The sequence below is a fragment of the Chryseobacterium sp. 2VB genome (assembly GCF_005503635.1).
GTDB lineage: Bacteria > Bacteroidota > Bacteroidia > Flavobacteriales > Weeksellaceae > Chryseobacterium > Chryseobacterium cupriresistens.
In genome coordinates this window covers 78,106-99,802 of the sequence record NZ_SCNC01000005.1, presented here as the reverse complement: position 1 = coordinate 99,802, position 21,697 = coordinate 78,106, and the positions used below count along the sequence as shown (strand labels likewise).

17 protein-coding genes are annotated in these 21,697 nt (G+C 37.4%); 11 read left to right on the top strand and 6 right to left on the bottom strand.

The window, feature by feature from the left end:
* Positions 1-5: 5 nt before the first annotated feature.
* A complete protein-coding gene (locus tag FFS26_RS07110; RefSeq protein WP_110010473.1) occupies positions 6-1,091 on the bottom strand; it encodes an efflux RND transporter periplasmic adaptor subunit in 1,086 nt (361 codons plus the stop codon).
* A 105-nt stretch (positions 1,092-1,196) separates the two neighbouring features.
* Entirely contained in the window at positions 1,197-1,631 is a 435-nt protein-coding gene (locus tag FFS26_RS07105; RefSeq protein ID WP_137904669.1) for a hypothetical protein, read from the bottom strand.
* A gap of 424 nt (positions 1,632-2,055) precedes the next feature.
* On the opposite strand from FFS26_RS07105, the gene FFS26_RS07100 reads away from it, so the two are divergent.
* Positions 2,056-3,564: an adenosine kinase gene (locus FFS26_RS07100; protein WP_137904668.1), complete on the top strand. Its 1,509-nt coding sequence runs from the start codon at positions 2,056-2,058 to the stop codon at positions 3,562-3,564.
* A gap of 76 nt (positions 3,565-3,640) precedes the next feature.
* Here FFS26_RS07100 and FFS26_RS07095 read toward each other — a convergent pair whose 3' ends face one another.
* On the bottom strand, positions 3,641-4,852 hold the full coding sequence (locus FFS26_RS07095; RefSeq protein WP_137904667.1) for a winged helix-turn-helix domain-containing protein: 1,212 nt from the start codon (positions 4,850-4,852) through the stop codon (positions 3,641-3,643).
* 108 nt (positions 4,853-4,960) lie between these two features.
* Positions 4,961-5,908 carry a beta-1,6-N-acetylglucosaminyltransferase gene (locus tag FFS26_RS07090; RefSeq protein WP_137904666.1) on the bottom strand — a complete coding sequence of 316 codons (948 nt, stop codon included), beginning with the start codon at positions 5,906-5,908 and terminating at the stop codon, positions 4,961-4,963.
* A 345-nt stretch (positions 5,909-6,253) separates the two neighbouring features.
* Between FFS26_RS07090 and FFS26_RS07085 the strand changes: the two genes are divergently transcribed.
* The 4 genes from FFS26_RS07085 (at position 6,254) to FFS26_RS07065 (ending at position 10,222) form a co-directional block, all read left to right on the top strand.
* Entirely contained in the window at positions 6,254-7,069 is an 816-nt protein-coding gene (locus FFS26_RS07085; RefSeq protein WP_137904665.1) for a DEAD/DEAH box helicase, read from the top strand.
* 54 nt (positions 7,070-7,123) lie between these two features.
* A complete protein-coding gene (locus tag FFS26_RS07080) occupies positions 7,124-7,318 on the top strand; it encodes a cold-shock protein (RefSeq protein ID WP_110010479.1) in 195 nt (64 codons plus the stop codon).
* 346 nt (positions 7,319-7,664) lie between these two features.
* Entirely contained in the window at positions 7,665-8,126 is a 462-nt protein-coding gene (locus FFS26_RS07075) for a MaoC family dehydratase (protein WP_137904664.1), read from the top strand.
* A gap of 338 nt (positions 8,127-8,464) precedes the next feature.
* Positions 8,465-10,222 carry a lamin tail domain-containing protein gene (locus FFS26_RS07065; protein WP_228406524.1) on the top strand — a complete coding sequence of 586 codons (1,758 nt, stop codon included), beginning with the start codon at positions 8,465-8,467 and terminating at the stop codon, positions 10,220-10,222.
* Between the two features lie 148 nt (positions 10,223-10,370).
* Here FFS26_RS07065 and FFS26_RS07060 read toward each other — a convergent pair whose 3' ends face one another.
* Entirely contained in the window at positions 10,371-10,835 is a 465-nt protein-coding gene (locus tag FFS26_RS07060; protein ID WP_110010481.1) for a hypothetical protein, read from the bottom strand.
* A 623-nt stretch (positions 10,836-11,458) separates the two neighbouring features.
* On the opposite strand from FFS26_RS07060, the gene FFS26_RS07055 reads away from it, so the two are divergent.
* Together FFS26_RS07055 and FFS26_RS07050 are read left to right on the top strand one after the other, a co-directional pair.
* Positions 11,459-12,823: a hypothetical protein gene (locus tag FFS26_RS07055; protein ID WP_137904663.1), complete on the top strand. Its 1,365-nt coding sequence runs from the start codon at positions 11,459-11,461 to the stop codon at positions 12,821-12,823.
* 554 nt (positions 12,824-13,377) lie between these two features.
* Positions 13,378-13,998: a hypothetical protein gene (locus FFS26_RS07050; protein ID WP_137904662.1), complete on the top strand. Its 621-nt coding sequence runs from the start codon at positions 13,378-13,380 to the stop codon at positions 13,996-13,998.
* Between the two features lie 257 nt (positions 13,999-14,255).
* On the opposite strand, the gene FFS26_RS07045 is transcribed toward FFS26_RS07050, so the two are convergent.
* Entirely contained in the window at positions 14,256-16,652 is a 2,397-nt protein-coding gene (locus FFS26_RS07045) for a hypothetical protein (RefSeq protein WP_137904661.1), read from the bottom strand.
* Between the two features lie 336 nt (positions 16,653-16,988).
* Between FFS26_RS07045 and egtD the strand changes: the two genes are divergently transcribed.
* From egtD to FFS26_RS07025, 4 genes are read left to right on the top strand one after another with little or no spacing between them, the layout of a single operon-like run.
* Positions 16,989-17,969 (top strand): L-histidine N(alpha)-methyltransferase, encoded by a 981-nt coding sequence (egtD, locus tag FFS26_RS07040; protein WP_137904660.1) that lies wholly within the window; start codon positions 16,989-16,991, stop codon positions 17,967-17,969.
* A gap of 18 nt (positions 17,970-17,987) precedes the next feature.
* A complete protein-coding gene (gene egtB, locus FFS26_RS07035; RefSeq protein ID WP_110010487.1) occupies positions 17,988-19,178 on the top strand; it encodes an ergothioneine biosynthesis protein EgtB in 1,191 nt (396 codons plus the stop codon).
* A gap of 8 nt (positions 19,179-19,186) precedes the next feature.
* The gene (locus tag FFS26_RS07030) at positions 19,187-20,107 is read left to right on the top strand and encodes an ABC transporter ATP-binding protein (protein WP_137904659.1); all 921 of its coding nucleotides are present in this window, start codon (positions 19,187-19,189) and stop codon (positions 20,105-20,107) included.
* Positions 20,104-21,660: an ABC transporter permease/substrate-binding protein gene (locus tag FFS26_RS07025; RefSeq protein WP_137904658.1), complete on the top strand. Its 1,557-nt coding sequence runs from the start codon at positions 20,104-20,106 to the stop codon at positions 21,658-21,660. Before FFS26_RS07030 ends, FFS26_RS07025 begins: the two co-directional genes overlap by 4 nt.
* The last annotated feature ends 37 nt before the right edge of the window (positions 21,661-21,697 follow it).

Below are 21,697 nucleotides of genomic sequence, written 5' to 3'. Positions count from 1 at the left end.
TTGGGTTACTCGGCGTACAGATCCAGGTTCGACATTACTTTTTCAGGCTTTTGGTATTTTGAGCTGATCTTCTGGTTTTCCTGAACCATTCTAAGACCTTCCAAAAGGATTCTGTCATCCTTTCCAAGTCCTGACGCCACTACATAAATATGCGGTAATTCGGCAGCCACTTTTATTTCTCTTGCATGTACTTTACCATCTTTACCGATCACATAAACATATTTCTTTTCCAGTTCCTCGAAAGTCGCTTTCTGTGGAATCATCATTGCATTGGCATAAGGTGAGGTGATAACGATGTTTCCGGTTTCACCATATCTCAACAGTCCCTTCGGGTTCGGAAAAGTAGCCCTGTAAGCAATATTTCCTGTTTCATTATCAAAATCAGACTCTATGGTTTGTACGATACCGTCTTGTGTAAACTCTTTGCCATTGGCCATTCTTAAACGTACATGCATTGGATTATTATCCTTTTTGGCATCCATCTGATTAAGATATTCAGCTTCCGGTACATTGAAATATACCCACATTTTGCTGTTGTCGGAAAGTTCAGTTACAAGCTCGCCTTCATCTACAAGGCTTCCTTTACGTACGTGTAGCTTTCCTACAATTCCATTGAAAGGAGCACGGATTTCGGTAAATTTTAAATGGGTATTCATTGAAGCAAGTTCGGCCAGTGCTTTTTCATACCTTGCTTTAGCCATAGCCATTTCCTGAGGGGCAACAATGTTTTTGTCAGAAAGGTTTTTGGTATTCTGATATTCGATTTGCGCGTATTTGGATTCCGCTTTGGCACGGTTTACATCAGATTCATAAAGATTAGGCATGATTTTGAACAGCAGCTGCCCTTTTTGTACAAACTGCCCTTCATCTACATAAATAGACTGGATGTATCCTTTTTCCTGGGCACGAAGCTCAATATGATTAATAGAACGGATTTGCGCAACATAATCTTTGTTCACCAAAGTATCTTTGATAAGCGGGCTTGTTACGTTGAATGACGCTGCTTCTGTTTTTTCCTTTTTTTCAGATTGACAGCTTACAAACAAGAGAATAAGGCACAAGTTGATATACATGAGACTTTTCTTGACCATGATAATATATTGTTTTATGATAATTTATAATTGAAAAAATAGTGTCATCGGCTCTCATAACAGAGTATGAAAGCGGATAAGGTTTTCGAAAAAATTAGTATAAAATCACAGTCGGATGACCCTGTACTGGAGGTACAGATCATCATGTAAGGTCTTTAAATGTTCTGATTGGGCAAGTGAAACAGCGATTTGTCTGTTGTGAAATGTAGTAACGAAACCTGAAATCAGATGCCAGAAACCATCTTTGAAAAGGGCAAGAAGCTCGGTAGAACCGGAGGTCTCTACGTTGTCGTCATTTTCATTGTCGTTTTCAGAAAGATTAGCTCTGATTTTGTTGTACAGGGGATGGCTGACACTGTAAGTATCATGAGCTTCATTATTTTTAAGAAAGGCAAAAGAGTCTTTGAAGCTCTTTTTTTCGTGAACAAGAAGATCGGTGGTAAAATGAAGATCGGAAGAAATATCTGTTGAAATATACTGCTGAATTTGCCCATAATACCATCCTAAAACGGTAAGCATCGCAAATAACAAGCTGTACAAATATTGAAAAAATCTTTTCCGCATCCCAGAGACAAAGGTAATTAAACTTAAAAATAGGTGCAACGGCTAAAGATTAAAAAAGTGTTAAAAATTAGGCTGTTTCATTGAAAAAATAAATGAAATTGCGATGAACTAGGTTTTGAGCATCCATAATCCTTCACCAAACTGTTTAAAAATAATACCAGTCTTTCTCATCTGCATTTCAGAACCTCTTTCCCGTAAAGGAGGATAAATAATCTTTGATCAATATAAGTCTGCAGCATTGATGTTGCAGACTTTTTATTTCATTATAATTACCTGAAGATTTTTAAAATTTTAATATTATTTTTGAATTAGCTTTATTTTGCACAATTTTTGCTGTAAAAAGCTACTTTTAACGGTTAAAGCATAGCCGATAGTACAAAAAATTCCTCCAATATTTATTATGATGAAAAAATTCCTTATATATATATCACTTTTTGGAGCATCCTTATTTTGGGGGCAAGGTAAAGTGACCGAAAAATCTGCATACCAACAGAAACTGGCATTATCAGAGACAGAAAATGCATTAATGGCATTTGATGCTGATATAAAATTGTCCGATGAAGAAATCGCTTTGGATAAAAAACTATTCCAGATTCGTAAACAGTTTCTAAGTGATTCGGAAGCAAAGAAAATATCTTTATATAACAGCTCTTTTAATGAATTAAAACCATTAATAGAAAGCAGCAAGCTGTTTGAAATTCTTCAGACAATGCCGAAAGGAGGTTTGCTGCATACCCACAGCGGTGGAATAACAGATGTGAAATGGATCATTTCAGCTGCAAGGAAATATGAGGAATGTTATGTTTACGATCAGAAAGACAACAATCAGTTCATTTTCGGACAGCTGGCCTTTTTTGAAAAAGGAAAAGTCCCGGCCGGATTTGTAAACCTTGATAAAAAGCTTACTTCGAACCCTGGTTTTGAAAAAGAACTGCAGGATCTTCTTACGCTGAAACGTGATAGCCTTTGCTCTTATACAGATTATTGGATTGAATTTGAAAAACGTTTTAAACGTATCAGTTTACTGCTTCCGTATCGTCCTTTCTTTAAAGCATATTATCTGAAAGGATTTCAGGATTTGATAAAAGACAAAGTTCAGCACATAGAAATCAGATATATCTTTGATGAGCTTTACGATTTTAAGCATGGAAAATATCCTTTGAAAACTTCTGTCACAGATCTGCAGGACATTCTTAAAGAAGTACACCAGTCAGATCCGCAGTTTACCCTGAAACTGATCTATTCAAGTTTTAAATTTCTGGATAATGAAAGCATCGGAAAACAGCTGGAAACAGCATTTGAAATGAAGAAAGAATTTCCGGATATGATCTCAGGCTTTGACCTTGTAGCGGATGAAGCAGCAGGTCATCATATCAGTTTTTTTGAAAAAAGCTGGGCAAAAATGAATGAACTGAGTACAAAGTATAAGGTAGAGCTGCCTCTTTTCCTTCATGCCGGAGAAAGCAATTCTATGTTGAATACAAATGTTCTGGATGTAGCACCGCTCAATAATAAAAGAATCGGTCATGGACTGAATCTCATCTATTTTCCAAAAACCATGGATCAGATCAGAAAACAGGATAAATTGGTGGAAGTGAGCCCGATCAGTAATCAGATCTTAGGATATGTAAGTGATCTGAGGAATCATCCGGCAAGAGTTTTATTAAGTAACGGAGTACAGTGTTCCATCAGCAGTGATGACCCTTCTGTCTATGGATATACCGGTCTCAGCTATGATTTCTGGGCAACACAGGTGTATTGGGAGCTGGATGTTAAAGCCCTGAAAAAACTGGTTTTCAATTCTATTAATTATTCTTCTATGAATGATGGTGAAAAAAAGAAAGCAATAACTTATTTGAACCAGCAATGGAATGATTTTGTTAAGAAAACAAATCAGACGTTAAACTAAACAGATTTTCCTGAATAAACAAGATCGCATTATTGACCTTCAATAATGCGATTTATCATTTTAACAGATACATCTGTTACTTTTTAAACTTTGCTCTTGATAATTCTTTTTTTACAGATGTACTCAACTTTGACGGACTTACTTGAGTCAGAGCCAAAGATTCACAGCCATTGAAAACAGCAAAACGTTTTACGGTTTCTACGAAAGGTTTTAGCCATAACCCTATGTCTACAGTATTGTTTTCAATATGCAGATGAATAAGCTCCAGTTTTTTTTCCTTTCTGTGCGCTTTACAGTCAACCCTTCCGATAAACTGATCCCCAAACAGGATGGGCAGACAGAAATAGCCGTATTGTCTTTTTTCTTTTGGAGTATAGCATTCCAGGCGGAAATCAAAATCAAAGATCTGTTTGATTCTGTCCCGATGGATAATAGCGTTATCAAACGGAGACAAAAGCCAGATATTGGAATTTCCGGGATCAAATGTCTTTTCAAGAACATGGTTCAGCATAAAGACAGAAGATAATCCTTCTGTTTTCACCTGAGATATCAATCCTTCTTCAAGCATTGTCTGCAAGACCTTCTTGACATCTTTCTTTACATCATTTCCCTTCCGAAGGTGAGTGATCTGCTTTAATGTAGTAAATCCATAAGCTCTCAGATTGGTTTTTACCAGATATTCTGCAAACTCAAGTGGAGTAGGTTCTGTAGTATCAATAGAAGAAGGTAAAACCCTCTCGGTGAGATCATATGTTTTCTGCATTCCCACACGTCCGCTTATCATCAGGTCTCCCTGCATGAAAAGTCTCTCAAGAGCCAGCTTGGCAGGTTTCCAGTTCCACCAGCTTCCTGCTTTATGGCTTTCATTCTCAAAATCTCTTGCTCTTTTAGGGCCTTCGTTACGAATGATGTCTCTCACATATTCCATTACCCTGTGATCAGCATTGTAGTAACGGGATTCTCCTCTTTTAATCATCAGCATCTGAGGCAAAACATTCCGGAAATCTTTCATAGGAAGATAAGACGCAGCATGAAACCAGTACTCAAATACCTTACGTTCTTCTACCAGTTCCTCCAGATAATCTGCATGAAAATCAGGGATTCTTGTCCAGAGAGTATGATGATGAGCACGCTCCACCATAGATAAAGTATCGATCTGTATATATCCAAGGTGCTCCAAAGCATTAAGAACCGCATCTTTTCCGGTTCCGAACGGCGTGTGTTGCGTTAATCCCTGGCTATCCAGTGTTGCAAGTTTCAATTGTCCTGATGCCAACTTCTTTTCCATATTTGAAATTCGGAGAAACAGCTTTTATGATGTTTCTATCAAATATAGTGATTTAAGGGAAAAGCACTGAACAGGATCTGTTAATACTCAGGGTGGGCAGGTTAAAAATCAGTTGTTTTGACGGTTATCTCTTTTCAGCTCCCTTTCAATTTCATTCACATAGGGAAGGGGAGTAAGGTAACTCTCTTCAATGTATTGTCTGATACTTTCATCCGTTTTTTTGTTAACCTTCCTGATGAAAAGCTGATTACCGGATTTTAATGATTGAATATAATTGAATGTATTCTGTGTATTTTGAAAAAAGGAGGTCTCCAGTACTGCTCTTTTATCATCATTGACGATAATATCATTGAATGATGTGTTCATAAGAACAGTCTGAAAAAATGAATCTGCCGGTAAAAAAGTATGAAGATAATAGTCTTCAAAATCCATTACCATTTTGTTGTTGGTTAAAAATAAGCAGGTTTCTCTTGTAAATATAAACCATTTACCACCTATATAAGGAATCACATCTTTCATAAAAGATCGTTTGTAGATGAAAGACGAGATCATGTAAGCCAATTCCGTAAAGTGATTTTGTATTCTTTTCAGCGTGTCGGGTCTGTAAAACTTCTGATCATAATAAAAAAGATAATTCCTGCCTTTATTGATGGTAAGAAATTTACGGATAATATTTTGTGATTTCAGTGGATAATCTTCACCGCTCAGATTGATAAAATAATCCCATTCTTTACTTGCATTCAGGAGAAATTCCATAGCGTTCAATTCTGCCTGAACGATGTTGAAACCTCCCGAAACTATATTTATACTGTCCAGAATATAGACATTGGGAAAATGAACGATATAAAGTTGTATTTCTTCAATGAACTCTTGTTTCGCTTTTTTATCAATATGGATAAGATAAAACTGATCTCTTGTATAGATCTTCTCAAACATGCTTTTAAATACTTCAGGTTTATGATGTATCATAATGAAATAAGCAATTCTTACATGTGGGCCTGAATGGGATTCTAATATTCTGGGAGAAGGTTGGGGGATGGGGGAAGAAGCTTGCATATTCCGGAGTTTAAAATCATCCGCGTCAGCAAACAATTTGGTTAATTGGCAGAAGGTACGAATAAATTTTTGATAATCAGTTAATTAAATAAAGTGATAATCATTTTTTTTTATTGTAAGTTTGCAGGACATTTATAAAAACAGGTCACTGCCTTTGCTATTCTGTCATAGTTTAAAATCACTTTTTTCTTTCAGTTTTGCTTTTTCAGCTACCAATTTATAGTCTTTATTTTCATTACAGAAAATAAAAGATTATAAAGTTCTATTGTAGATAAGAGCGACACGTTATTGCCGGTTAAGCCATAATATATTCAAGGATATTATGATAGCTGAAGCAAGAAAAAGATGAGCAGAAAAGAATTCTCTTTTGTGTATCATTATAATACTCCAATTCAAATTCTGTTCAGCAGGTTTGTTTGTAAAATACCGGAATCCGGAATTATAATGAATTTTAAAAATTTAAATCTGATCAATCCTATTATCCGTGCGGTGACAGAAGCAGGATATTCCAGGCCTACTGAGATACAGTATACTGTGATTCCGCATATTTTAGCAGGAAGAGACATTATAGGGTCTGCACAAAAAGGTGCCGGGAAAACAGGTGCTTTTGCTATGCCTATTCTGCAGCTGCTGAAAAGACAAACTCCGGATCATAAAGAAATACGGACTTTAATCCTTACTCCAACAAGAGAATTGGCAATACAGATAGAAGAAAATTTAAAAATTTACAGTAAGTATCTGCCATTATCCCAGCTTTCTATTTATGAAGGCGTTTCCATTGGCAGCCGGCTTGCAGCACTCCGAAAAAGGGTAGATATTCTTGTAGCAACACCCGGAGGACTGCTTGATGTAGAAAATCAGAGACATATTGATCTTTCTAAAATTGAGTTGTTTGTTTTGGATGATGCAGATAGGATGCTTGAAATGGGATTCATTAATCATATAAAAAAAATATTGAATCTGGTTTCCCATAAAAGACAAAACATGTTTTTTTCTGCAACAATGCCGGGAAGTTTAAAATATTTTGCCAAAACAATTCTGGATAATCCCTTAGAGATTATTGCAGATCCGGCTTCTTCAATACCCCAGATGGTGAAGCGCCCGGACCTTAAAAATATTCAACCAATGATGGGAAATACAATACCTGTCAGAATATCATAAATAAAATCTGTAGCGTTTACAGATCATAATACACAATTTTTAATAACAATTACAATGCAAGAAGGCACCGTAAAATTTTTCAATGAAGCAAAGGGCTTCGGTTTTATTACTCCGGCAGACGGAAGTAAAGATATATTTGTACATTCTTCAGGATTAAACACAAGAATGATTTGCGAAAACGATAAAGTAGTTTTTGATGTACAAAAAAGCGATAAAGGTTTAAATGCTGTTAACGTAAAGTTAGCATAGTAAAAATCTTGCTTGCAGATGGGTTAGAATAACATTCTTTGCCATATCAGGGTTCGTATTTTACATTTTTTCTCATTCAAAATTCATGAAACTTCAGGATCTGGATATTGTTTGAAAGAACATTGATGTAATTTAGATTATTTTTATTTTCATTATGTTCATTTGCCTCTTGCTTATATGTGAGAGGTTTTTCTGGGATTTAAGAAAATAAGGGCGCAATTGGTCTGAATATTGACACATTAAAACCGGATGCCCGGAAAATAAATAGGCAGACTTGATTTACACTTACCAAAGTAATAATAGATGAGCTGTACATATTTAATCCCTCAAAAGGTTCAGAAAAGATATGATTATTATTAATAATTTTAATGAGTATAAGTCCCTTGAAGGGCAGATGTTAGGTGATTCTGACTGGCATACAATAAGTCAGGATCAGATCAATAGATTTGCCGATGCAACACAGGATCACCAGTGGATTCATACGGATCAGGAAAAGGCAGAAAAAGAAGGCCCTTTTCAATCAACCATTGCTCACGGGTATTTAACATTATCCCTGATTCCCTATCTCTGGAAACAGATTGCAGATGTGAGAAATGTAAAAATGGAAATCAATTACGGAATAGAAAACCTTAAGTTTGGAGAAGCTGTCCCTGTAAATAGTGAAGTAAAACTGCAGGCAACCGTAAAATCTGTGGTTAACCTCAGGGGAACTGTGAAAGCAATTGTGGAGGCCAGACTCCTGATCAAAGATCACGTAAAACCTGCTTATACAGGGGATGTTATTTTTCTTTATCACTTTAAGGATTGATTTGTTTTTGAGTGTGTAAAAGTTTGGTATTTAATGTTTTCTTAGTTAATGAGCTACCATCTGGTCGAGTCTGTAAATAAATTCTTCAATTTCTATTTGCCTGGCATTGGCAAAACCTTTATCGGTACCGATTTTTATAAACCCACATTTTTCCAGAACTTTTTGTGAACCTAGATTATCAAAAGCAACACGGCCAAAAACAGGTCTTGTGGTTTCCGTGCTTGATGGTCACTATTATGTCGTACGTACAAATGCCTATAGGCTACAGTAAAAATACCCGGCTTCAAAATCGGAAATTTATACCCTAAAATCCGTTCTTTTTTCACCGTTACTTTGGTATGTTCAAAAGAAGCTTCGAAACCCTGAACAACGGCAGTATCCGAAAAGCCAGCAAAAGAGTAGGAACCATACCCAATATTATTATCATGAAAAATCCAGAAAATGTTGCTCCCTTTGTAGAAGCATCACAAATTATTACAGAACTGAAAGACAGAGCCAATGATATTCTTGCCAGTGTTTTAAGTACAGAACTGTCTGCGATCACCATCAATGGAAAAGGAAATTTCCCTTACTACTGGCAGGATCCGTCTAACCTGAAGTTTAATAAAAAAACTTACGACTGGATATCTTCCAATCTCAGAGCCAATACTGAGCCGGTACAGCTGGATCAGGTATTTACCAATTACTTTATTGATGCTTTCTCAAAAGTCAACTATTCTCTATCTGTAGAAGATACAGCTGTACTGAATGATGCCCATACAAGAGCTACAGATCAGCAAATGGCATTGCTTAACGCCTGGGTAGCTGCTTATAATACGCTTCCTCCTGCCACCGATACCATGCAGCCTATTGATATCATTATGGATAAAATTGCTACAGAATGGGCAAATCCCGCTACTACTTTGTACCAGATTCAGAAAAGCGATAACCTCGATGCCTTACTGAATAAGACACCGGCAAGCGGAAAACCTATTATCCCGGTATTAGCCAGTTATCTGGATGCGCTGGGTGCCACCATATCTTTGCAGAACAATGTGACAATGAATAATGGATACTTATCCAAAGCCTTAAAGAATGTACAGAATCCAAAAAAGGAAAATGGCGGACTGCTGCTGAATGACGACAGTATCTTACCGGCTTTTGAGGTGACCACTCCGCTTGACCAGATTTTAAATGGTCTTAAAAATACGTCTCAGACCGCTCAGATCGATATGGAAGTAAGCCGTGAATCTGATAGCCGTTTCCGTGTTTCCGTAGAGGGAAAAACGGGTTTTTCTATTCCTATCTTTGATTTCTTTACCTTAGGAATTGGAGGCAATGCGAACTATTTCAGTGAAAATATTGCGACAAGCAAAAACTCCATCAAAATATCAATGATGTTTACAGGAGTTACCCTGGTAAACTTTGGACCAAAAGATTTTAATATTGCCGGCAATATGTACTGGGCATGGTTTGACCCTATCCGTAAAGCACAGATCAACAGCAGAGACAAAGAGGAAGAAAAACATATCTCGGGATACAAATTTTCTCCGGATCCGGGAATGAAATTCGGACCTGAAGGACCTTTCGGTTTACTGAACGGGGTGGCAATTTCCAATTATCCTACGGTAGAAATCACCGTAACAGGTGAAGATTACAAAAGCATTCAGAAAACCTTTGAACAGTCTTCTTCTGCTACGCTTTCTTTCTTAGGAATTCCTCTGGCAAGTGTTAAAGAATCTACTTATTCTTCTTCCTTCTCTGTGGATCAGTCAAAATCTACAATCAAGATTACACTCAGCCCTCCGCCAAGTCTGGTAGCCGGTAATAATAGAGATTCCATAGCGTGGGTTCTTGGTGCTATTGTGGATTATCCTGCGGAAGTGAGTGATGATGTTGAGCTTCTTAATAATGAAGAGTTAGTAGCTAAAGGTGCGTATCCTAACTACCAGCTGTATAAAGATAACTTCGGAACGACCTATTGTTCTGTGAAAAAAGTAAAATCACATGCGGTAGGTGCTACATGGGTAAGTGAATGTCTTGCCGCCCATCCGGGTACAAGTCCTGCAGGAAAACCATGGACAAGCCCTAAACAATCCGGGGTGATCTGGCCATAATCAACAAAAAATAAATAATAAAAACAGACTGTCTCAACAAGACAGTCTGTTTTGTTAGATTTTATACTAAGGTCTTCTTACTCTGTCAATTTTCAAAATTTTTGCTGTTCGGAGCCGGGGAGAATTTAAAGAATAGGGAAATTAAAAACTATTTGACCAGAAGATAGATTCCAACACCAATAGCGGCATAAGCCGTAACGGTAAGAATATCAGCAATAGGCTGTGAAAAGCGTTTTTCTGCAATTCTTTCGCTGTTGATCTGATTCTTATGGAACTTCAGACTTTTTTTAGCGTTACGAACCGGGTGTACTACCAGACTGTCTCCTTCCCATCGGTCAACAATTACCTTATAGCTTTTGTTGTCAACTTCAATTTTAACATTTTTACCGGCGGCCAGTTTCTCCTGAATATTCACAGGTGCAGGTTGGGCAATCAGACTTTGCGATGCAGGGTTTGAACCTGTCATTTCTGCAGAAGTATTATTCGCTGCAGCGGTATTTTTTTTAGGAGCCTGATTATTGTCAGCAGCCGGAACCGCTGGTTTTTTTACCTGATAGGTATAGCAGCTGGTAAGAGTACATAATATAAGGATGAAATAAAAATTCTTTCGCATAAGCCAAATTTAAGAATTAAACGGAATATTTGGGAGTTTCTTTTGAAAGATGATGTTTTTTTTGAAGATTCCTATTGTTTACTATGCAAAAGGCTTCTTCATAGTAGCAAGCTCAGGTAAAAAAGACAAAGTACAGTTTTTCCTGTGCAGTATAATTCCGACACAAAAGGCACAAAAGTTTAAATACTTTAGCTTTTTCAAAACCAACCTTATTTGTGATAAGTACACCTGAGTTTTGTGAAAATCTTTGGTTTTCATCTTATGTAGGCTTTTCTGCGGTATTATTTTAAACTAACTTAAGTGAATATAAGTGTTTTAAATAAAACCTTTTTGTGACTTTTTTTGTTTGTTTTTAGAATGTTGGCTTTTTACTACTAAAACCAGATCAAGGTAATGAGAAAAAACTCAATAAGAAAACAAAAACATATCTGTCACTTTTTAGATCAATAGTTAGAACAATTTTAAAACAGACGAAAAATATATCCCATTTATATCGCATATATACTAGATAAATGCATAATTGATGTATGTAAAATTTGTTGAAAGTGTATCATTGATGTATATAGATATTGTTGGTGTACCCTCTTATCTCATTACTTTTGCGCCAACAAAATGATCAAATAATGAAAAAAAAACTTCTAGTACTTGGAGGCTTAATAATTAGCCTTCAGGTGTTCTCTCAAGTAGGTATTAACACGCCAGACCCTCAGGCCAGCCTGGATGTAGTAGGTAAGCCCACATCTACAAATGTATTCGACGGTATTATCGCGCCCAGAATTACCGGAGCACAACTCAGAGCAAAGACATATACTCAAAAACAACAGGGAGCATTGGTTTATGTAACAGCTGCTGATACAGCTCCCGGCGGGCAGACAGCAGAAGTAACCAGCACCGGGTATTTCTATTTTGACAGCAAACTGAACCGCTGGCAAAAACTGAACTCGGGAAATATCGCCGTAGGGGATCCTACAACCGATGCTTTCATAGATGACCCCGCCAATACAATGGTGAAATTAGGAGCATCTTCTACCGGAACTGCCAGATCTTCAAACACCGATTTCGTTATTAAAGACAACGGAAAAGTGGGAATAGGGACGCAATTACCTGAGGCAGGCCTGCATATAAAAGAAAACGGCAATACTGACAGTAACCAGTTGAAAGTTCAGTCAACCAATAGCTCTCCATTAATTAATCTGGAAAGAACAGGAACTAATAACTTATCTGCCGGAGCAGAACTTGGAAAATTATCCTTTAATGGAAAGATTTCAGGAACTAACTTCCCATTAGCAGGGATAAAAGCCAATTACTGGGGTAATGGGGCAACCAATTCTTCATCTCTTACATTTTCTACCAGCGACCGACCAGCTGTCTTAATTAATGAGAACGGAAGTATGGGAATAGGACGTATTGATACCAATTATGCAATGTCTCCTACACAAAAACTGGATGTAGACGGAAATGTAAGATTCAGAGATGTTCCATCATCCACAATGAACAGCACAGACATGTTGATGGCATTGGATGCTAATGGAGTTGCTAAAAAAGTAGACCTCAAAGTACCGGCCAGTGTTTTGGTTGCTACAAGAACCGGACCGTCAGCTAAACCGGGAGATGGCTCCGCAGCCATCATGTGGTTTGAAAATACCCACCTTTCTGATAATACCTATCTGACAAGAGTTGATAACGGTACTTTTAAGGCAGTCAAAACAGGATTATACACAATAAGTATCACAGCCCACTTTGACCAGGTTCCTGAAGGAACGGAAGCAGAAAGCCCCTACAGAGGAGTAACCGTTGGAGTAAAGACCACAACAAATAAGCTTACCCAGCATTATGGATCCAATTATATGGGAAATGGATACACCAATATTACTGCTGTTTTTATACTAAATGCAGGTGAACAATTTTATGCATACAGTCAATGTAATAAAGGTGGGACATACAGGCAGATGGAAGCTACAATGTCCGTTGTTTGTACACCTTTGTAATAAGTATCTTAATGATATTGCAGTTATAAACACTACTTTTAATAAAGATAAGCAGCTGTTCTGGTCAACTTTATAATAGCCTTCCAGCTTCAAAACCAGAAAACCCTTTGCAGAAAAACAGAAAAGGTTTTTTGTTATTATTTTAAAATTTTGTTTCTGGCATACACTTATGCTGGCATCCTTGTCAAGGTTTTAAACCTTGACAAGGATGCTTTATTGTTTTTAGAATATTTGATTTATGATGCCCAACACGAAAGTATTCGCGAGGCTGCGGGGAGAACCTTGTAGAGTACGGATACGGTTTCCCGTAATTGAGGTTTTATAATCTCATTTATTTTTGCGAATAAAAGCTAATATGATACTAACCATAATTAATATATCATTTGGTATTGGTGAATTTTTTTTCAACAACATTCTTAATCCTGATTATCTTGTCATCCTGTGCATATCTCTATAGGATTTCTAAAAAGTACCAGAAATCTAAATATGCAATTTCATCTCTTGCAGTCATGGTGATATTACATTTAGTCGCTTTTCCTTTCTTATATACTTTAATGCTTAAAAGTAACCCAAATAGCTTTGAATTTAAAACGGCGATTCATGATAATCGAAAACAGATAGTGTTGAATGAGTGGATTGATGATTATAAATATATTCCCTCTCAGATTAAAGCTCTTGAAAATATCAAACTGGCAAATTATACAATCTTAAACAAATCGTTAAAAGAATTAGAGCAATTAACTTTTACAGAGAATCATATATTACATTCAGATTTTGATTTTAATATTCCTGGAAGGAATTTTATGGCAACAATTTATATATTTGATAAAAAGGGGGTTTTAAAAAGGAAATTTACAAAGACTGGTGGTCAAAACGAATTGGATTCTATGAAATTTGGTAGCGTAATCACTCATGATATTAGTTATTTAAAAGATAAACTCCACTACTACAAAGTTAAAAAAGTTGAGTTAGACAAAAATAATTTTTGGACTTATGCAACATTACTTCCCTATAGCGCATCTTCTTTATTCACAGGAAATATGTCTCCATTAACACCTATAGCCAATATATTTTATACAATTCATTATATCATAATTTATTGTATTGGTATTGGCGTTTTCCTTCATTTTCTGATTAGAAATCTGGAATTAATTATTAGAAACCGAAAATCTTAACTTAAACTATATGTCGAATGGCTTTGCTTGAGGGATTAGGCAAAAATAGGTTTCTCCTTATCCATCTGGGCAAAGCCTCCTGACTCTAAGCTTACCAATAAATACTTTAAAGAACTTTCGTTGAACTATTACAAGGCGGTAGTCTGTGGTAGATTAGCATAAAAATGAGAAAAGTAGCGGTATCTTTATGAATACTATGATTTAGGGCTTTCTTCTTCAAAATAAAATAGAGAGACTATCTCAGTCTCTCTACTTTATCATTTTAAAACCTGCTGATCATACAGGATATTATCATCTTCATCAAAGCTTATGATCAGAACTTTATATTGCTTGGCGCTGTCGTTGTTAAAGAATTTAATTCTTGGAGGAACGTAGTCGCTGTCAAATAAATCAGGGTTCCAGTACAGGGTTTCGCGGGTATCATTTTCAATTTTTTCCGGAGCATCGTCATCGATCATTTCAATAGGAAATTCTGAAGGTTTATCATATCCTTTGATGATTGATACATTGTTCTTCTTCAATTCTTTTTCATTACTTTTAGATTTCATATTCCCCTTCATGGTATAGATGGCTACGGCATCGCCTATTAATCCGGATCCTTTGATGATCTTTACCATCGCAATAGTATTAACCGGAAGACTGGTAATCATGGTAGGATCGGTCTGTATTTCATCCAAATAGAGCTTAGCCTGCTGCCCGCGGATATAAGGAACGCTTGCTCCTGAGTTGTTTTTCTGAAATGTCAGGCCGGCAGCTCTTCCCTGCAGCCAGTCTAAAATATTGCTTGATCCTGAAATATGCTGGTCTTCATTAACGAAATCAAATACTGTAGAATTGACAGAACTGAACATGCCGCTGGACAGTTGTTTATCCAGCTCTGCTTTCGGATCTTTCTTTTTTCCTACCAAAGCTACTGCCTGGATTTGTATATCATTACTCTCTTTCTTTTTAGTATTTTTCTGAGTGTTGATCGCTCTGGAAATGGTTGGAGGCAGGCTTTTATTTTTGTCGGTTTTTACCAATGTGTATGGGGTTGCCGGGAAATTACCTGTAAATGGGGAGGGAGTTACTAACGGTTCTATGGTAACAAATAAATCATCATTTCCTGATTCTTTATTTTCTGAATTCACAAAGGCCGAGATCTCCAGCGGTTCATCATTATTGAGGTTGTTTAAATAGATATACCCATTCTGATCTGTTTTGAACTGACCGAATACAGGCTGATTTTCACCCGATTTTGATAGTAAATTGACCGCCGCATTAATCATCAGGGCATTATTTTTAATAGGTTTTACCCTGTAAGAAAGATATTGCTGAGACTGTGTTTTAATGGTGGGTGCCGCGCCGCTGAGTACAGAATTCCAGTCGAATCTTTTCCAGTTTTCTGAAATAAGCAGGGCGTCCAGAGCTTCAGTGTTGGCATTTTTAGAAAAATATTGCGCCGGGCTGTCTATTCTTGTTGTAAAATCTCCCGTCAGCCAAAGTCCACTCAGAATATTTTCCTCTTCAGGAGTCTGGCTACCGTCATCTTCACTCACCAAAACTGTGTAATGTTTAAAATAAGACTCGGGGGAAAGATCAATACTATTGAATACTCTTGGTGTTGGTTTTAGGCTTTGGCCTATTATTTCTGCTTTCTCAATTTTTAAATCAGCAGGTTTTATAAAGCAAAGCCTTTTTGCTACGATATTATCCTGTTCATCAAAAATCACCAATTGTAAAATACCGTTGGCACCATTGCTTATTTTGGTAGGAATAAGACTGGATACTTCATTGGCGAGATGGTTGATATTGGCTCTGTAAGCAAGATGGTTGTTGATGAGCCCGACAATTTTATAACCCTGAAGCTGTTGTTTCAGATTAATTCCTTTTAAGTTGTATTTTATCCCTTCTTTGGAACTTGCAACCTCTATACTCAGACCGCTGTCTGCAGCTTGCGGCAGATCAATGGTCTGGCTTTTTCCTTTATTATCCTGGATGATGGCCTGATATTTTTTTCCTGATACCGGAGTAATCTTAAAAGAAGCCACATTTTTATCAAAAGATTTGAAGGTAGTAACAGGAGTATTGGGAGCTTGAATATCAATTATTTTTCCGGACCAGCTCTCCGGGAGGGAAGAATTACCCGATAACCTTACAGCAAATTTGGTAGAGGTACCATTAATGAAAGTTCCGCCTTCCGGAAATACTTTGGCAGACCAGTCGGAATTTTTTGCAATAACCAATGATTCCGCAGAGTTCGGATTGTAAACCGGAATGGTTTTGACGATCTGGAAGTCTTCATTGAAATTGGTCATATAAGGAGTGTAGGCTCTCACAAAGTAAACCTGTTCCGGAAGATCTTCTTTCAGTTGAAAATCCCCGCTGCCTTCCCCGTTCGTAAGAAGTACAGTTTTCCAGTCGATTAATTTTTTATCAACATTGTAAAGCTCTACAAATAGGGTAGTAGAGAGTGGCGATCGGTTGTAACCGTTAAATACAAAACTTTTAAACCAGATTTTATCGCCCGCTGCATATTGTGATTTGTCGGTAAGTATATATACTTTCTCCTGCTCGTAATGATCCTCAAGATTGGTAATTGCTTTTTCCAGTCTGGTTTGTGCCAGTATAGGCTGTACCATTGAAAGAAGCATTACACAGAATATATTTTTCATAGAAATCTCAGCACATTTTAATTCTTTGCTAATGTAATCATTTAAAGACTTCCGGAAAGGTTAAAAACTTATAATTATCCAATGTACAGGCTATTTTTTACTTGCAGAACTACCGGTGTTTTTTAACAATATGATGTTTTATAAAACAATACAGTCTAATAAAATCACCCGACAAAATTGATAATTTTCTCAATAAGGTGAGATGTGGTACCTTAAAACCGCAAATAAAGCTTATCTTTAATTAGATGAATTGGAGAAGCTTACAGATATGCGGAAAGTAATTCCGGTGTCGGCAAGATAGTTGTACTCAATGAACGACCAAACAGAATATAAACTATGAATGTACAGTTAAAACAGAATTGTCATTTTAAAAATGACGGTGCCGATAATTTCGGTTCGGACATTTTAAAAGGATTGTCCGCTCATCCGAAAAAATTATCTTCAAAATATTTTTACGACAAAACAGGCGACCATCTCTTCCAGCAGATTATGGCGATGCCGGAATATTATCTTACCAATTGTGAACTGGATATATTTCAAAATAAAACAGAGGAACTTGTAAAAGCAATTTCCAATATCAATGAATCTTTTGATCTTATAGAACTGGGAGCTGGCGATGCGATGAAATCATCATACCTTCTCAGAAATTTAGTAGAGAAAGGAACAAATTTTACCTATATGCCTATTGATATTTCAGGAAATATTCTTTCTGTTTTGCAGGAAAACCTGAAAAAAAGCCTGCCAAAACTGGAAGTTTTACCGTTGGAAGGAGAGTATTTTGATATGCTTGATAAAGCCACCGGAATTTCGAAAAGGAAAAAGGTAGTTCTTTTCTTAGGTGGAAATATAGGGAATATGGAAAGCGAAGAAGCCGCCCATTTCTGCAGTGAAGTGAAAAGAAAACTGAATTCGGGGGATCTGTTTCTTGTAGGATTTGACCTAAAGAAAAATCCGCACACCATTCTTTCTGCTTACAATGATCCTGCGGGAATTACCGCTTCATTCAATCTAAATCTTCTTACAAGAATCAACCGCGAACTGCAAGGAGATTTCAAGGTGGAAAATTTCCAGCATTATCAAAATTATGACCCTGTTTCAGGAGATTGCAGAAGTTTCCTGGTAAGTCTTTGTGATCAGGAAGTTCATATAGGAAACTGTTTGTTTTCCTTTAAAAAAGATGAACTCATTGATATGGAGATCTCCCGGAAATTTTCTGAACAGGATATCAGAAAACTTGCCGGAGACTCGGGTTTTCATATTCTTGCTGAGATTAAAGATTCTAAAAACTGGTTTGTAGATTCTATCTGGATGGTATAATTTAAAAATGATTTTTTTATGAAAAAAGATGTATTGTCTGTAAAAGCGAATACTCATAAAAACTGGACAAAAAAGTACTTTGAAGTTAGAAATCGTTCCGTTGAGATTTGCGGCCCTCTGGAAATTGAAGACTATGTAGTTCAGCCCGTCGTAGATGTGAGCCCTCCGAAATGGCATATGGGCCATACCACCTGGTTTTTTGAAACCTTTATTTTACAGTCCAATTTTCCAGGATATGAAGTTTTTGATCCTCAGTATAATTTTGTGTTCAACAGTTATTACGAAACCATCGGAGCCCGCGTTATCCGCACCGACAGGGGAAACCTGAGCCGTCCATCTGTTTCTGATGTCTTTAAATACCGGGAATACGTGGATCAAAAGATGGATGAATTTCTTCAAAGCGGATATCTTACACAGCCATTGGAATCTCTGCTGGAATTAGGGTTAAACCACGAACAGCAGCATCAGGAATTGTTACTTACAGATATCAAATACATTTTAGGACACAATCCTTTATTTCCTGCTTATAAAAAAGAAAATATTTCAAAAAAAGAATCTGCCGGAAACTCAGAAATGATCAGTTTTTCAGAAGGAATTTATGAAATCGGTTTTAAAGGTGAAGGGTTCTGTTTTGATAATGAGCTGGGAAGGCATAGGGTATATCTGAATGATTTTAAAATTAGCAGTCAATTGGTGACCAATAAAGAATATGTAGAATTTATGGAAGCCGGAGGCTATGAAGATTTCAGACACTGGCACGCCGAGGGTTGGGACTGGGTAAAGCAAAATAATGTAAAATCCCCTTTATACTGGCATTTCATTGATGGGAAGTGGATGAACTATACTTTAAACGGCTTACAGGAAATCGACTTAGAGGAAGCGGTCTGCCATATCAGTTTTTTCGAAGCCTCTGCTTTTGCTTCATGGAAAGGAAAACGCCTGCCAACCGAAGCTGAATGGGAAGCTGCATCAGCCTGTTTCAACTGGGGAAACCGCTGGGAGTGGACTAATTCCGCTTATCTTCCGTATCCTGGATATACAAAAGAAGCTGGAGCAGTGGGAGAATATAATGGAAAATTCATGGTGAACCAGATGGTGCTTCGTGGTGCTTCGGTGGCCACTCCGCCGGGACACAGCAGAAATACCTACCGGAACTTTTTCCCGACTCATTTACAGTGGCAGTTCACCGGAATCAGACTTGCACAATAATTTTGCCTATGATTACAGTTCAATCGGTTTCAAAAAGTTTTAACGGAAAAAAAGCAGTTGATGATATTTCCTTTCAGGCCAATGATAAGGAAATTCTGGTGCTTCTGGGAACAAGCGGCTGCGGAAAAACCACCATGCTGAAAATGATAAACCGCCTCATCGAAGTAGATTCCGGAACTATTTTGATTGATGGCAAGAATATTCAGTTACAAAAAGCGGAAGAGCTGCGCATGGGAATTGGATTTGTCATGCAGCATTCCGGGTTGTTCCCCCATTACACCATACAACAGAATATAGCAGTTATTCCCGATTTGCTGAAATGGGATAAAAAAAAGACAGCCGCAAGAACTCTTGAACTCTTAGATAAACTCCATCTCTCTGAAGACGTGCTTACACGGTTTCCCAATGAATTAAGCGGCGGACAGCAGCAAAGAGTGGGAATTGCCAGGGCTTTGATTGCCGATGCTCCTGTCTTGCTGATGGACGAGCCGTTCGGAGCGCTGGACAATATCACCAAAAGTGATATTCATTCAGAATTCAAATCCCTGGAAGAACTTAAAAGTAAAACCATTATTCTGGTGACTCACGATGTTCAGGAAGCCTTCGATTTAGGTCATAAAATCTGCCTGATGGATCAGGGGAAAATTATTCAGACAGGAACTCCGGGAGAAATGTTGTATCAGCCCAAAAATGATTTTGTTAAGAATTTTTTTGCTAAAAACCGGCTTTTACTGGAATACAAAGTAGCCAGATTGAAAGATCTGAGCTCTCTGATTGAAGGCAGCCGTTTCTATGAAGAACTTCAGTTTTCAGATAATACCAATGTTTGGGACGCTTTGCAACATCTGAGTACAGATACTTTCCTTTCCGAAGATTACGAAAATCTGGTTAAAGCATTTAATGAATACCGAAAATTCCAGACTGTATGAGCGAGCAAAGTTTTTGGCAGTTTATCACGGAGCAGCATGAGAAACTGCTTACTCAGGTTGTACAGCATCTGGGACTCACTTTTTTATCTCTGTTTCTGGCGATCATGATCGGGGTGCCTTTAGGAATTCTCATTGCCCGAAAAAGAGAATTATCAGGTTCTGTTTTAGGAATGGCAGGGATTTTACAGACTATTCCCAGTATTGCGCTGCTTGGTTTTATGATTCCTGTTTTCGGGATTGGAGCAGCTCCGGCCATTGTTGCATTGCTGATCTATGCTCTTTTACCGATCATCAGGAATACATACACCGGAATAACGGAAGTAGATCCGGCGGTAACAGAAGCTGCAAAAGCAATGGGAATGAATGGAAAACAGCTGCTTTTCAAAGTTCAGCTTCCTTTGGCGATGCCTGTTATTATTGCAGGAATCAGGACGGCAGCGGTGATCAATGTGGGGGTGGCAACTTTAGCTTCATTTGTGGCGGCAGGCGGTTTGGGTGAATTTATTTTTGGTGGAATTTCCCTTAATAACACCCATATGATTCTGGCCGGTGCAATTCCCGCAGCTTTACTGGCTGTTCTCTTAGATCAGACCATTACCGTTTTACAGAAATTAAGCTATCAGTCTGTAAAGAAATTAAAATATATTATTCCGGCTGTTATCGGGATTGTTTATCTTTTAACTTCTGTTTCAAACCATAAGATTAAGGCAGGTTTTACCCCTGAATTTATGGGCCGGCAGGACGGAAATCTTGGACTTCGCTCGGTATATGGGCTTGATGCACATCCACTGGTTGTAAGCGATGCCATTATGTACAAAGCAGCCTACGAAAAAGAGCTGGACCTCATCAGCGGATATTCAACAGACGGCAGGATCAAAGCTTTTGATTTGTATGTTCTGGAAGATGACAGGAAGATTTTTCCTCCTTATTTTGCGGCTCCGGTGATCAAAACAAAAACATTGGAAAAGTTTCCCGGACTGGAAAAAACACTGAACCTTTTGGCAGGTAAATTCAATGATTCTATCATGACTGAACTGAATTACAAAGCCGATTATCTTAAACAGACTCCCGAAAAAATTGCTAAAGATTTTTTAATGAAAACAAATTTATATAAAGATCCACGCAAAGGAAATTCCCAAACCATAAAAATCGGATCCAAAATTTTTGGTGAGCAATATATTCTGGCCGAAATGTACAAAATGCTCATTGAAGGCTACACAGATTATAAAGTAGAAACAAAAACAGGGCTCGGCGGAACGAAAATCTGCTTTGATGCTCTGATGAATGATGCCATTGATGTATATCCTGAATACACAGGAACCGGACTGTTGGTTTTGCTGAAACCTTCGGCAAAAATGATAGAAGAAGTGTCTAAGAGTCCGGAAAAAACATTGGAGTATGTCAACCGGGAATTTCAGAAACAATACGGAATTGAATGGCTGCAGCCACTTGGTTTTAACAATGCATATGCTTTGATGATGCGGAGGAAACAGGCTGATGAACTTAAAATTAAAACTATTTCAGACCTGAAAAAATATATGGATTCCCAATGATGACGGACAGTTTTCAACAAAAAGAATTCTAACCTTA

Excerpts from the sequence above, each read along its gene's own strand:
- FFS26_RS07110 (WP_110010473.1), bottom strand. The coding sequence starts at position 1,091 with ATGGTCAAGAAAAGTCTCATGTATATCAACTTGTGCCTTATTCTCTTG.
- FFS26_RS07100 (WP_137904668.1), top strand. The coding sequence starts at position 2,056 with ATGATGAAAAAATTCCTTATATATATATCACTTTTTGGAGCATCCTTA.
- FFS26_RS07095 (WP_137904667.1), bottom strand. The coding sequence starts at position 4,852 with ATGGAAAAGAAGTTGGCATCAGGACAATTGAAACTTGCAACACTGGAT.
- FFS26_RS07090 (WP_137904666.1), bottom strand. The coding sequence starts at position 5,908 with ATGCAAGCTTCTTCCCCCATCCCCCAACCTTCTCCCAGAATATTAGAA.
- FFS26_RS07085 (WP_137904665.1), top strand. The coding sequence starts at position 6,254 with ATGAGCAGAAAAGAATTCTCTTTTGTGTATCATTATAATACTCCAATT.
- FFS26_RS07080 (WP_110010479.1), top strand. The coding sequence starts at position 7,124 with ATGCAAGAAGGCACCGTAAAATTTTTCAATGAAGCAAAGGGCTTCGGT.
- FFS26_RS07075 (WP_137904664.1), top strand. The coding sequence starts at position 7,665 with ATGATTATTATTAATAATTTTAATGAGTATAAGTCCCTTGAAGGGCAG.
- FFS26_RS07065 (WP_228406524.1), top strand. The coding sequence starts at position 8,465 with ATGTTCAAAAGAAGCTTCGAAACCCTGAACAACGGCAGTATCCGAAAA.
- FFS26_RS07060 (WP_110010481.1), bottom strand. The coding sequence starts at position 10,835 with ATGCGAAAGAATTTTTATTTCATCCTTATATTATGTACTCTTACCAGC.
- FFS26_RS07055 (WP_137904663.1), top strand. The coding sequence starts at position 11,459 with ATGAAAAAAAAACTTCTAGTACTTGGAGGCTTAATAATTAGCCTTCAG.
- FFS26_RS07050 (WP_137904662.1), top strand. The coding sequence starts at position 13,378 with ATGCTTAAAAGTAACCCAAATAGCTTTGAATTTAAAACGGCGATTCAT.
- FFS26_RS07045 (WP_137904661.1), bottom strand. The coding sequence starts at position 16,652 with ATGAAAAATATATTCTGTGTAATGCTTCTTTCAATGGTACAGCCTATA.
- egtD (WP_137904660.1), top strand. The coding sequence starts at position 16,989 with ATGAATGTACAGTTAAAACAGAATTGTCATTTTAAAAATGACGGTGCC.
- egtB (WP_110010487.1), top strand. The coding sequence starts at position 17,988 with ATGAAAAAAGATGTATTGTCTGTAAAAGCGAATACTCATAAAAACTGG.
- FFS26_RS07030 (WP_137904659.1), top strand. The coding sequence starts at position 19,187 with ATGATTACAGTTCAATCGGTTTCAAAAAGTTTTAACGGAAAAAAAGCA.
- FFS26_RS07025 (WP_137904658.1), top strand. The coding sequence starts at position 20,104 with ATGAGCGAGCAAAGTTTTTGGCAGTTTATCACGGAGCAGCATGAGAAA.